This window comes from Oceanobacillus jeddahensis (assembly GCF_000750635.1).
Taxonomy (GTDB): Bacteria; Bacillota; Bacilli; order Bacillales; family Amphibacillaceae; genus Oceanobacillus; species Oceanobacillus jeddahense.
In genome coordinates this window covers 93,564-106,813 of record NZ_CCDM010000003.1, presented here as the reverse complement: position 1 = coordinate 106,813, position 13,250 = coordinate 93,564, and the positions used below count along the sequence as shown (strand labels likewise).

Genomic DNA, 13,250 nt, shown 5'->3' with positions numbered 1-13,250 from the left:
TCGCATGAACCTCCAAAGAAAAACATCAAATTACGCGCTGTTATCGTAATTTGATGCTTTCTTCCTCAAACAAATATATTTTACCTTACATATTATAAAGGTAACTCGGACGCTCCCAAAAACGCTGCTTCGCCATGGCATCGATAAATTTTTGTCCGAATTGCGAATCCATATCCATAACCACTCCAGGCTGTCCATCAATACCCATTTCCTTCAGTAAATGAGCACTTTCTTCTCTGGCCCCTAACGGCTTAAAATGATTGTACATATTCATGATAAACGTACGGGCTTGATGATGAAAATAGTCATCCACTCCGGTTCCGCCAACCAGATATACGCCTTCATAGCTCAATGGCGATCCTGTAAGAAAGCTTTGGTCCACCTGATACGTTATGCCATCGCTGCCGCTTACCTCGCCAAGCTTATTGCTGACAATCACCGGATGCATGCCTGCCTTTTTCCATTGCAGAAGCAGTGCATCCACTTCCTTGCCAGGAAAGCCCTCTGCAAGAAAGACAGCCACTTTCAGTGTATCTGCCACAAAGTTTGTATTCATCAAGCTTATCGCTGGTGATGATTTCGTAGCAGTGGATTCTTCTACATCCGGCACGGTGACGCCCACATTTTTCGCCACCGCCTCTGCAAGCTCTTTGCTGACCCTCGCTAAGCGGTCCACCATCTGCTGACGCACAGCAACAATCAGGCATCTTCCCAGTTCAAAGCTATACGCTCCAATAATATGCTCCCGCTCTACTGGTGTCATGCTATTCCAGAAAATCCTTGCCTGGGTATAGTGATCTTTAAAAGAATCCGCTGTTTTACGCTGTTTCAACCCTTCTACAGTGGAAGGATAAGTAACGAACCCACCCTTATCCGGCGGAACCTCTGACGGTGTATTTTCCGCCAATAAGTTTTTATGATAAGAAACTTTCCCGCGGTCAATCACATGACGTGAATTCCCATCCCGCTGGTTGTTAAAGACTGGACAAACCGGTTTGTTGATAGGCAGTTGTTGGTAATTGGCTCCAATTCGTGCTTGTTGCGTATCTGTATACGAAAATAAGCGGCCCTGCAGTAGCGGGTCGTTGGAGTAATCAATTCCCCGAACAATATTCCCTGGATGAAACGCGCTTTGCTCCGTTTCTGAAAAGGCATTATCAACCGTTTTATTCAACGTTATCTTACCCATCTTTTGAAGCGGCACTTCCTCTTCCGGCCAGAATTTTGTCGGGTCTAAAATATCGAAATCAAACATAAATTCCTGGTCTTCCCGAATAATCTGTACAGCAAGTTCATATTCTACATGATTTCCCATTTTGATATTCGTCCAGAGGTCTCTACGGTGAAAATCAGCATCCTCGCCAAGCTTTTGTGCTTCGTCCCAAATCAATGGATGAACACCGAGTACAGGCTTGATATGAAATTTTACGAAATGCGCAATTCCCTCTTTGTTTACAAAACGATAAGTATGAACGCCAAAACCTTCCATGGTACGATAATTCTTTGGAATGGCTCTGTCAGACATGATCCACATCGCCATATGAGTTGTTTCCGGGTTGCTGCCCATGAAATCCCAAAATGTATCATGTGCTGTCTGCCCTTGAGGGTATTCATTATCAGGTTCCGGTTTGACAGAGTGAATCAAATCTGGGAATTTAATCGCATCTTGGATGAAGAAAATCGGGAAATTGATGGCAACAATATCGAAATTCCCATCATCTGTGTAAAATTTAATAGAAAACCCACGTACATCACGCACCGTTTCATTACAGCCTCTTGAACCGATTACTTGTGAAAACCGCACAAATAATGGTGTCTTCTTGGAGGGATCCTGTAAGAAATCCGCCATTGTGACATCACTCATAGATTGATACAGCTCGAATTCTCCATAGGCGCCATAGCCCCGTGCATGCACAACCCGCTCCGGTATTCTTTCCCTGTCAAAGTGTGCCAGTTTTTCTCTGGCAAGAAAATCTTCAATCAAGGTCGGACCGCGATCACCGGCAGTCAATGAATTCTCATCATCTACAATCTTTTTCCCTTCATTGGAAATCATCTCTTGATTATAGGTATCCCTTATATAGGATTCTAACTGCTTTTCCTTTTTATTTTTTTCGCGTCCACTCATATAGATTCATCTCCTAACAATGGTAATGTTATTTATTTTTAGCAAAGAAATGAAAAGTATTCATGATGGTTTTGTTTCTGCATATGGCTGGATAGCCTTTAACAAAATATCTATTCATTAATTTCTCTTAAACCATTGAAATCATTTTTTAATTCATATACACTTAACTATATCAAATTGATATAGCGGAGGTGAATTCATGAACCAAAGCCATTATTTATTACTTGGCCTACTTGCAAACAGCCCAAAAACTGGGTTCGAAATCAAAAAAGTAATGGATCAAAATCAAAATTTTTACTGGAAGGTAGGGTATAATCAGATTTATCCTTATTTAAAAAAACTGGAAACAGAACAGCTTGTTATCAAGTCTGAAGCTTCGAGCAATAAAGGGCCAAAACAAAATATCTATTCGATTACCAGGGATGGGATGAACGCATTATTCAATTGGCTGGAAGAAGATTTAAAAAGTACCCCGTCCTTCAGAAACGAAGTACTTTTACGTCTGAATTTTGGTCATTATACGGATATAAAAAACAACATAGCCTTAATCACAAACTACAAACAGATAATTGTAGAGCGGCTTAACAGCTTGAAAAGTATTCAGAAAGAAGTGGAACAAAATTGGAGTGCTCATCAAAATTATATGTACTGGATTCTAACACTGGAATATGGTGTGAACATTTCGCAGGCAGAAATGGATTGGTGTTCATTCACGTTAAATAAATTAAAGGAAGTGTAAAAAGATGCAGACACTTATTATTTATTGTTTCGGCGCTTTTTTAGGAATGATTATCAGCTTGTTGTTTAAAACAGATCACATGCTGCTCACTGCTGCCCAGTTCTCTATTTTCATTTCATTTCTCTATACGTTTATGGGAAGGTTGATTCCTGCTGTCAGAGAATCATTGATTCAAATGGTGCCTGCGATTTTCCCATTTCCAAAATTCATTGTCTATGCTACTGGAATGATTGAGTTATTGATCGCAATTGGGGTTTTCTTCCCCTCTGCACAGTTAATTGCCAGTATAGCTGGTATTATAATATGTATTGTGCTGTTCCCGGCTAATATCAAAGCGTTTAAACAAAATATTCATTTGGGTACCAAACCGCCGACGAATATATATGTCAGACTGTTTGTCCAATGCTTGTTTATCGCCTCTTTCATTTTAATTGCTGTTTTTAATTAAAGAAAGAGCTGTCGCAAAATGCATAGTTTGTATTTGGTAACAGCTCCTTTTTCTATGTTGGGTTGCTTATTTTAAGGTTGATTATTCTTATTTCTGGTACTAACATGTAAAACAACCGATTTTGACTTATTTAAATAAGCCTCCCTTTTTTAAAAATTTTTTTGGCCGTCTTTCATGATTACAGTTTTGTCTTTGCCATGCTGAGCGTAATCAATATGTAGTCTTCCATTTCGATTCTTATAAAATCTCTATAAACTATCAAGAACCGGTTATCATTCGCAAGAGAATATCAACTTTCATTTTATACTGATCTTCATCCTCTTGAGTAGCTAGCAACATGAGGCCAGAAATAACTGATAAATAACAATAAACCAGTTCTTTTGGATCGCCAGCTGCTATATCGCCTACTTGTTGTCCTTCTTTAAACAACGGGTATAATTGATCAACATATGTTTCCATGGAATGATGTTTAATAAGGCGTTTAGCACTCTCAGGAACACCATCTGACGTACGTGCCTGATGAATTAACATGAAATAAGCCGAGTCACCTTCACAAAGTATAAGTTCTGTCAAAGTTCGTATTTTTTCAATGGGTGATCCTGAAAATTGATATGCATACATCATTGTTGAATGTGATTGTTCCATTGCCCACTCAACAAGTGTAGTGAAAAGCTCGTCTTTCGATTTAAAATAATGGTACAGAAGACCAGGGCTGATGCCAGCTGCATTAGCGATCATACTCATTTTTGTTCCAACGACGCCCCGCCGTGAAAAGACCTTTACTGCCGCATCTAATATCTGTTCTCTGCGCTCATTGCGAATCTGGTCCTGTTTTTCTTTGTTAGATGATCTCATTTATTATCAAACCCTTATTTTAATTTTTCTTTTTACTGTAAATTATTCAGATTACGATATCCTGATTTCTTTATCAATGGATAGTAATTAATTCGTTTTATAAAACTTGGCAATCTCTTCAAAAGCCATTTTAGGCTCCCAATAGCCACTTTCGTATAGCTTTTCAGAATCAGATGGATAAACCTTTATAATACTGTAACCAGCCATATCTAAATCATACCGTGTGTCGAGAGAGTAAGGATGATAAGGTTGAATAAAATCATATACAAATGCACCGTAAATATTTTCTGATTTGTATATTTTGAGAAGCTCAATAATATGATTCGCTTGTACTCTCTCGTTTCTTTTAAAATTGCCTTTAATTTGGGGGACAGGAGTACTCCAATCTATAATATCATGACCTTGGGGCCCCTTTTTATCCGCGCCTTCGTATGTGGCACATCCAAATTCAAAAATAACGATCGGTTTATTTTGTCGATAAAGCTTTCTAAGCGTTTTAGTATATTTCGATTCATTGTAGGCAAGCTTGTAGAAATTCAAACCGATCATGTCGAATTCCTTCCAGTCAACCTGCTCCCAGAGTGCTGCTGCATAACTAATCTTGCCTTTAAAACTTGACCTAACAACTTTACAGGCTTTCCTAAGGTAGCCGTTCAATTTCTTGTTATACCAAGGGAGCAACCACCACATAGTATGTAGCTTCGAAGCCCTTTCATCATGATTCCGGCCAGGCATAATGCCAGAGGAAAAGATTGAAAGTTCGCAGCCCAAGCTTAGATCGATTTTCTTATATTTCTTTCTCAATCGTTCAGCTGCCAATGCGACTTCCGACAAATGAGCCAACGTTTCTTCTTGACTTCCTTCGACTAGTCGGGGCTGAAGCCATACGTGAAGACCATTTTCTAATGCAGTCGTTGCACATTGAATCAGTCTGTTGATGTCGGTACCATAAATCTGGATTGAAGTGCAATGTAATTGATCACTTATCACTTGGATCTCTTGCTCCATCAAAGTCTTTCGCCATTCACGCGTTAAAGAACTTGGGCTGAAGTTTGTACCCACATCATAATTTATCCCTTTCTGAATAAGTGCTTTTTGATTTTCCATTTACATCACCTGCCTTTTGAAGATAAAACGAAACTTCATTCAGTGGGAGTGTTGAAGAAACTCCACTGAATTAGCCTGAGTGAATCGGGGGGTTAGCGCCCGTTATCTCCCGCCTAAATAAATTTATTCTTACTCTTTATTTAGCGGCAGGAGTTTTATGGGCGTTTCTCCATGATAAATTTATTAATTGAATGATTCATTTAATTAATCTTAGCGTATTTTTCAATAGTCGTCAATTGCATTATTAACTTATTCTATGGCTCCGTTGACCACCATAAAACTCATTACAGCTTTTAAAATAAAGTTTGATCAAAAATACCTTACAAACCCGTATATTAGCATAAATAGAAAAAATCCATTAAAAAAAAGATTGGATGAAATATACCCAGTGTGGCCTGTTTTTTGCACGGATAGAAAAGTATAAAAAAAGCTGTTACACGATCAGTTATCTGATTGTGCAACAACCCCTTCTTTAACTTATTTGAGGACTATAGGAATTTCTCCATGATAACGTAGGACTTGCCGTTCTTCACAAAACTTGTACCTGTTTCCCGGAAACCAAACTTGTGATAAAAATGTCTTTTATTCTTTCTGGCATTACACCAAATTCTTTTCACCTCATGTAATTTCGCTTCCTCGAATACGGATTCTAATAATCTGCCTCCATATCCTTTTCCCTGCTCTGATTTTAAGGTTGCAAATTTTCTAAATTGAGCTTCCCCTTTGTCTATAAAAAGCGAAACGACCGAAATCAGCCTATTATCTTTAAAAAGACCCAAATGAATACCTGAATCATCATCTTTTAATTTTATGTAATTGAAATCCTCATCCGGCCACATGACTTCATGTCTAAGCTTCCATGCTTGTTCTTGTTGTATTTTTGTCAATTGAATTTTCATGCCAGCCTCCTATTTGCTGTAATTCTTATCAAAAATCCATACTTAGAAAAGCGCAAGTATATTGTTGGCATAATAAAGTGTAACTACCGTCAACGCCAATAAAACAATCCCTTCTGCTTTTCCGCCAGTCGTTGCGGCGAATGGAAATCGAATCGTCACCTTAGCAGGATACAATAACTTAATTCCTTGTTTGGTGAAAGCGTCTAGTATGAAATGTGTAACCATGCCTACTAAGATCCCCATGGTAATCGATGGATTACTGACGAACTTAGATAAAACAAACGCCACCAACGCTAAGAATAATAAACTATGTGTAAAGGTTCGATGCCCAAAAAGGCTATTGACTACTTTAGAAATCGCAGGAAATCTCCGCCCGATTTTGCTGCCGCTGTGACAAATGTCCGGAAGCAATCCACCTGCTGCACCAGCTGCAATAAACCATTCAGGTTGATATGCATCCGTGATAGCTACAATAGCTGTCGTTGCTGTGATACCAGCCATGATATGTGTTTTCCCTGTCATGCTCTTTTTCTCCTTCATTTGTAAATTGCATTATCTTATCATAACATTATCCAAAGAAAAAGAACATACGTTTCTTTTAATTGATTATATTTATTCACAACACGGTATACAATTCCTATCTAGTACATGAATCATTTCCTACTTTGTTAAATGATAGCTTGTATCCAGGAGCTGAAAAATCTCACCTTCTGACACAGAACCATCCAGCAGAATACTAATCCAATGTTCTTTGTTCATATGGTAAGCAGGCAGTATTCCGTTTTCTTTTCTTAAAATCGATGCTAATTCCGGATCGCATTTGACATTTAAAACATCAACAGCCCCTTCTCCTTCTATATTTAATTTCTCTTTATCCACATCCATCAGCAGTCCAAACCACTTACCGTTTTTCTTATGCCGAAGCACAGCGTAGTTAGAAAATTTTGCCCAGGGGTAATCAGGCTCCGTATCGTATTTTCTTTTGGCATAATGTAAAACTGCTTCTCTGCACACTAAAATCACCTCTACAATAGATTTATTGAAACAATGCGCTTCATACCACTTTAACATCCAAATTGTTATTCCTAAATGGTTATGCTACCATAAAAAGGTATATCAACTTCACAAGGAGGCTCTATATATGACTTTGGAAAATTTTGATGAATACCTGCAAAAATATGCTGAATTAATCGTTTCTACCGGTATTAATGTCCAAGAAGGACATTCTGTCGTTCTTACCATCGATGTCGAGCAAGCTCCGTTAGCACGTAAAATTACAAAAGCTGCTTATGAAAAAGGAGCAAAACGCGTTATTGTTAAATGGGGAGACGATAAAATCTCAAGACTTGGGTTTGAGCATCAATCAACGGAAACCTTAACAGATATTCCGGATTATCGACTCGAAGAAATGAACTACATCATTGAACAAGGCGCCAGCCGTATCAATGTTGTTTCCAATGATCCTGATGCCTTAAAAGGATTAGATGGAGAAAAAATCGCAGCAACGCAAAAAGTAGCCGGGGAAGCTTTTAAACCACTAGCGCAAGCAACGCAGTCAAATAAAATCTCATGGGTTGTGGCAGCTGCAGCCGGCTCGGAATGGGCAGCGAAAGTCTTTCCGGATTTAGATTCAGCGAAAGAACAAACCAATGCATTATGGGACGCTATTTTCAAAGCGATTCATTTATATGATGACGACGCGATCCGCACATGGGAAGAAAAAGATAAAACCCTGGAAACGAAAGCGGAATCATTGAATAAAGAACAATTTACAGCACTACATTACACTGCGCCGGGTACGGACTTAACGGTCGGCCTGCCAAAAAATCACCGCTGGGAAGGTGCTGGAAGCTTTAACTCCCGCGGGGAACGTTTTATAGCGAATATGCCGACAGAAGAAGTATTTACCGCTCCAGATGCTAAGCGGGTTGACGGCGTTGTCGTTTCAACCAAACCGTTAAGTTATGCCGGTTCTGTCATCGAAGGGATGGAATTCCATTTTGAAAATGGGAAAGTAACCAAAGTGACTGCTGAAAAAGGCGAAGAGGTTATTCAAAAATTAGTCCAGCAAGACGAAGGCGCATCCCGCTTAGGCGAAGTTGCATTAGTTCCGGATGCTTCACCTATTTCCCAATCAGGATTGACATTCTTCAATACGTTATTTGATGAAAATGCTTCAAATCACTTAGCGCTAGGTTCTGCTTATGCGTTCAACTTAGAAGGCGGAACAGAGATGTCAGAAGAAGAATTAAAAGAAGCAGGCCTGAATCGTTCAGCAACACATGTTGACTTTATGATCGGTTCGGATCAAATGGATATTGATGGCATTAAAGAAGATGGCAGCCGTGTTCCTGTCTTCCGAAAAGGGGCTTGGGCTTAGCCCGCTCATCAGTAAATAGTCAGTAAAAAATCCAACTGCAAGCTGAGTTGGATTTTTTACATTGGTAAATAGAATGCATCTATTCCTCTTTCCTTTTTATTGGAACCATTTTTCCATAAGTCCCTATTCTCCATAGCCATTCAAACGGTCCGTAAGAGAATACTTTTAACCAAAGATGGCTGAAAACCATTTGCGCGGCGAATACGATCACACCAACCCCAAGAGCGAACGCATAGCTTGGTTCCTGCCAAATCCCTAAGTTGATAAAAAAAGTTCGTCCACTCGATTGAAACAAGCTTACGAATATGAGGGATTGCATGATGTAATTCGTAAACGCCATCTTACCAATCGAGGTAAACGGGACAAGCAACTTCGATATGCTTGTCTTGCTTGTTCCTAAGAGAACAATGACTAAAATCATACCGATCGTCACAACAAAGGGGTAGAAGTTTTCTAATGGATGTAACGCAATCCTGTCATAAAGGCTTGCTTTCCCTGCCAAGCCAATCACCAGAAAAATAACGGTCAATAAGCCCATGGTTTTTCTCCGGTTTTCGATTATTGCAAACAAACCCTTGCGATACGCATACATACCAAACACGAAAAAACCAATATGTGCGACCATGGAAGAAAACTCAATAATAAGATATTCTGTTCCTGTCGGCGGTTCTTTGGAATCAGGCAACAGACCTTTCAAACCGTCTTCAAGGGACAAATTATAGGACGAGAAGTAACTGATTACATCCGCTCCAATGGTATAACCGATCCAGAAGAGGAAAGCAGTAATAACTAATCCGGTTGCTGACCAATTCATAAACAGCAGAAGGATAAATCCTGCCATCCCATACATGAGCAGAATATCTCCCGACCAAATAACATAACCGTGCACAGCGCCGACAAGGGCAAGCAAAAATAACCGTCTGAGCAATATCGGATAAGGATTGATTTCCTTCGTTCTTAAGCGATTATAAAGTAACATGAGACTCAAGCCAAACATGAATGCAAATAAAGGCCGAGTACTGTCAGTTAATATAATCTCTTCCAAACTTCTTACTATTTCATTGATTGGAGACAAATTTTCCGTATCGACTGAAGACAAACCAGGGACATTTGCTAAAAAGATTCCGAGTAAAGCAACGCCCCGCATTTGGTCTAAAATAGCAATTCTTTGATGTTGATTTTTCTGGTTCATGGATGTCATAGAATCCCCTTTAACTCCTTACATTAATACCCAAGTGAATTTCTTAGAATACTAGATACCTTACTTAATCTCGTGTTTCTACGTTCCAATCGGCCTCCCGCCGGGGATCGGTCGCTCCTGAGATGTTATCATTGTCCCGATCGATCATCAAAGCCTGAACAGATCCGAAATACAGCGGAGTCGGAGCTTCACGAATCTCGTTATACCCAATATCAAGCAAAGCTTCCCTCACATCCGCTTCTGGTGCGGACTCCATCACAAGCGTATTATCCGTAAGATGGAAACGGTCGGCTTCAACAACGGTTTCCAGATCCGAGTCTTCCTGAACCCAGTCAGAAATCACTTGCGTAAGCATAATCGGAATACGTTCACCTCCCGGGCTGCCAATTCCTAAAACAGGGCCTTCATCATCTGCAACAATCATCGGGGATGACCAGGTAACAGAACGCCGTCCAGGCTCAGGTTCATTTTGCTCCGTTTGACCAATATCAAACCGAGCCATTTGATTGTTAAGAAAAAAGCCGTCTGTGTATACGCCGGATCCAAAGAAATTGGTCAGCGTATTTGTCATGGAAACGACTGTGCCATTATCGTCAATAACAGTGATATGCGTCGTATTCGGATCCGAATCGCCATGAGTCCGCTCTTCGTCCTCAGGCAACAAGCTGTCACTGGAGATTTCTTCTGCTAAAACAGCATTCTGTTCACGGTCAACGAGAGAGTCAACCGGAACATCCACAAACGAAGGATCGCCAAAATCCGTGTCAACAAATTGCTGGGCGATTCGCCAAGACATCGCAATGTCATGCACAAATGGCATGCTATTCCGCTCTTCTTCTAATGTTCCCCGCTCTTCTATGATTTGCAGCATTTGAATAACACTGGCGCCAGGTAACGGGGGTGGAGCACCTGTCACCTCATATCCGGCAAATTCTCCGGTCACCGGATCATGCCGTCCAACATCGAAGTTCGCAAGAGAATTCATGTTCAGCCCTTCAATAGCTGCTAAAGCTTCTCCAGTGTTCCCTTCATAAAAAGATGTCCCACCACTATCACGAATATCACGCAACGTTTCTGCCAATGCCGGTTGCTCTAAAGTGGAGCCAGCTTCAATCGCTGCGCCATCAGGATAGAATTGATCTAGCTGTTCGACCGGCAAGCGATCCTGTGCTGATTGTAGCTGCTGCGCTAACGTTTCAGACACCTCCGAACTTTCTGCCAAATCAACCGCCGGGTCAATCACTGTCTGCCAATCAGCTTCCCCGTAGTCATCATGTAATTCTTTCGTACCCGCTACAAACCCTGGCACACCAATATCTGTTGCAGGAACACCATCTTCGGGTACAACTTCACGATAATCGTATGCCTCCGGATCTTCGCCTTGTTCTTGAACCAGTGTCACACCACCACCACCGATTCCTGAAGCAAAGGGCTCCACAACGGAAACAACATAGGCAGCTGCAATGGCTGCATCCACAGCATTACCCCCATTTTCTAAAACGGTCATTCCAGCCTCTACAGCATCCGGATGTCCTGCACTGACACCGTAAGCCTCTGGCACAACCGGCTCTTCTTCCGGTTCTTCATCATTGTCTGGCGGATCAACCACCTCACTGTCCTCTTCAGGCGGATCTGGCTCAGGTTCCTTGTCGGTCTCATCCTCTGAGGCACATCCGCTAAGTACAAGCAATATCATTGTTGTAACAGTAAAAATCAAGCTGCTCTGGCGCTTTTCACGCCTTTTTAATTGCATATATGCAACCCCTTTCATGATGTCTTGACGCATGTTTGTTAAAAGTCCTTACACATATTCGAAATAGAAGTCATCTAACATGTCTGTAGGAGTTAATGAAATTTTATTTGCTATAAAGAACAAGGTCACTATTAAAGTTTAATCCGAAGAAACAACCATCGTGAACCCATGGATTCTTTTTGTGGTTAAATGATCCGGCCACTCCAATGGCACTTTTCCCCAGGTTTGACCCGCATCATAAGAAAGATAAAAGCCGAGATTATTAACGGCGTAAAAAACACCTGATTGGGATGGATGCGAAATTAATGCAAAAACGGAGGAACCTTCCGTATCAGGCAAACCTTTATATACTGGTGACCAAGGAGCTCCATCTTCGCGTCGTACTAAAATCGAACTTGCACGGGCTGGATCATATGCTTCATAGGGACTCCTAGCCGCAGACGCCACCATTGTATCCGGATTCCCTGAATCTACAGCAATATGAACCAAATAGTTATAAGGTTCCAAACCCTCATTGACCGTCTGCCAAGTATTTCCGGCATCAAAGCTTTCAGCATAGCCGCCGCCCGCAGCTTCGTATATCCGCCCTGGAACTTGAGGATGCATCGTTAAAGTATGACAATCATATTGTGAGTTGGCTTTTCGATCTTCCCAACTCATTCCTTTATCTTCACTTTTCATCACACCACCAAGTTCAATACCTACAAATATGCGGTTCTCTTCATGTCTATCCGGTTCAATCCATCGCACATGATGCGTGTATGGACGGGGCGGGAAACTCCAAGAAGATTTGGAAGGTAAATCTAATAAAGCCGGACAATCGACCCAAGTTTCTCCCCCGTCTTCCGAACGAAATAGCCTGCTCGGTTCGGTCCCAGCCCAAACGACATGATAGCCATTTTTCACCTCTGTTGGACTGACTGCAACACTCATGACGCTGTTATGCGATATTCCTGATCCAGCAGGCTTCCATGTTTTGCCGCTGTCATCACTTATCCACAAACCCTCGTTAAAGCTCCCTCCATACAGCCGTCCTTTCCGGCCCGGGTCTGCCGCAAGACATAAAAACGGAGCCGGTGCCGGTCTTTCTTCCATTATCCATTCCTGTTCTTCTTTTTTCATTTCATAAACAGAACTTCCAGCTGAAAAATATAAAACTTCCATGCTGCTCACCACCTTGGTTTATTATGAATCTGGCAGAACAATAAACTTTCCTATTTATATTGAGATATTAGGAAAATCATCCAATCCATTTAGTATACTTGTAAAAAAATAAAAAGAATATCGAAATACAATGAAAAAAATCTTTTATAGTTAGCTTTATTCACCATAAATCTAACTCGTAAACATCCAAATCTGACTTTTTATCACGGAGAACCGCCCGTAAAACTCCCGCCTCCAAATAAAGAGCGAAAATAAATTTATTTAGGCGGGAGATAACGGGCGCTACCTCCCTGAATCACTTAGGCTAATTCAGTGGGAGAATGAAGGAAGCAGACAAAGTTCGCGACGTCCTGGGGTTGGGACTGGGACTGCGATTACTCGTCCCATCGTAAAGAGTTGTGCGTCGAAAAACTCCCACTGAATGAAGTTTCGTTTTATGATTCTATTTTTTAAAGGTGAAATCCGCTACCCTACACTAGCGGATTTCACCTGGATCCATGTCAAAATATTCTTTCCCCGCTAGCGTATCATAAGTCATTTTACAGTTAAAAATATCTTGTTAAAAATGATTAAACT

12 protein-coding genes are annotated in these 13,250 nt (G+C 40.9%); 3 read left to right on the top strand and 9 right to left on the bottom strand.

The annotated features are described in order from the left end of the window. Positions 1 to 85: 85 nt before the first annotated feature. Positions 86 to 2,128: a catalase gene (locus BN986_RS13875; protein ID WP_040981140.1), complete on the bottom strand. Its 2,043-nt coding sequence runs from the start codon at positions 2,126 to 2,128 to the stop codon at positions 86 to 88. A gap of 199 nt (positions 2,129 to 2,327) precedes the next feature. Between BN986_RS13875 and BN986_RS13870 the strand changes: the two genes are divergently transcribed. Then, entirely contained in the window at positions 2,328 to 2,867 is a 540-nt protein-coding gene (locus BN986_RS13870) for a PadR family transcriptional regulator (RefSeq protein WP_040981137.1), read from the top strand. 4 nt (positions 2,868 to 2,871) lie between these two features. Next, on the top strand, positions 2,872 to 3,315 hold the full coding sequence (locus BN986_RS13865; protein ID WP_052400801.1) for a DoxX family protein: 444 nt from the start codon (positions 2,872 to 2,874) through the stop codon (positions 3,313 to 3,315). A gap of 258 nt (positions 3,316 to 3,573) precedes the next feature. Here the strand turns inward: BN986_RS13865 and BN986_RS13860 are convergent, their stop codons facing one another. From BN986_RS13860 to BN986_RS13840, 5 genes are all read right to left on the bottom strand, one after another. After that, positions 3,574 to 4,170, bottom strand: coding sequence for a TetR/AcrR family transcriptional regulator (locus BN986_RS13860; RefSeq protein WP_040981136.1), 597 nt, complete (start codon positions 4,168 to 4,170; stop codon positions 3,574 to 3,576). Positions 4,171 to 4,257: 87 nt separating this feature from the next. Beyond that, a complete protein-coding gene (locus BN986_RS13855; protein ID WP_040981134.1) occupies positions 4,258 to 5,277 on the bottom strand; it encodes a hypothetical protein in 1,020 nt (339 codons plus the stop codon). A 488-nt stretch (positions 5,278 to 5,765) separates the two neighbouring features. Then, on the bottom strand, positions 5,766 to 6,170 hold the full coding sequence (locus tag BN986_RS13850; RefSeq protein WP_040982151.1) for a GNAT family N-acetyltransferase: 405 nt from the start codon (positions 6,168 to 6,170) through the stop codon (positions 5,766 to 5,768). Between the two features lie 48 nt (positions 6,171 to 6,218). Then, complete coding sequence (locus tag BN986_RS13845; RefSeq protein WP_040981132.1) at positions 6,219 to 6,698, bottom strand: metal-dependent hydrolase; 480 nt, start codon at positions 6,696 to 6,698, stop codon at positions 6,219 to 6,221. Between the two features lie 138 nt (positions 6,699 to 6,836). After that, positions 6,837 to 7,247 (bottom strand): MmcQ/YjbR family DNA-binding protein, encoded by a 411-nt coding sequence (locus tag BN986_RS13840; protein ID WP_052400800.1) that lies wholly within the window; start codon positions 7,245 to 7,247, stop codon positions 6,837 to 6,839. Positions 7,248 to 7,317: 70 nt separating this feature from the next. Here BN986_RS13840 and BN986_RS13835 point away from each other — a divergent pair, with 70 nt between their 5' ends. Continuing rightward, entirely contained in the window at positions 7,318 to 8,556 is a 1,239-nt protein-coding gene (locus BN986_RS13835; RefSeq protein ID WP_040981130.1) for an aminopeptidase, read from the top strand. A gap of 79 nt (positions 8,557 to 8,635) precedes the next feature. On the opposite strand, the gene BN986_RS13830 is transcribed toward BN986_RS13835, so the two are convergent. From BN986_RS13830 to BN986_RS13820, 3 genes are all read right to left on the bottom strand, one after another. Further along, a complete protein-coding gene (locus BN986_RS13830; protein WP_040981128.1) occupies positions 8,636 to 9,757 on the bottom strand; it encodes a DUF418 domain-containing protein in 1,122 nt (373 codons plus the stop codon). A 64-nt stretch (positions 9,758 to 9,821) separates the two neighbouring features. Beyond that, positions 9,822 to 11,510: a gamma-glutamyltransferase family protein gene (locus tag BN986_RS13825; RefSeq protein WP_052400799.1), complete on the bottom strand. Its 1,689-nt coding sequence runs from the start codon at positions 11,508 to 11,510 to the stop codon at positions 9,822 to 9,824. Between the two features lie 138 nt (positions 11,511 to 11,648). Continuing rightward, positions 11,649 to 12,674, bottom strand: a complete 1,026-nt coding sequence (locus BN986_RS13820) for a WD40/YVTN/BNR-like repeat-containing protein (protein WP_040981126.1) — start codon at positions 12,672 to 12,674, stop codon at positions 11,649 to 11,651. Between the last annotated feature and the right edge of the window lie 576 nt (positions 12,675 to 13,250).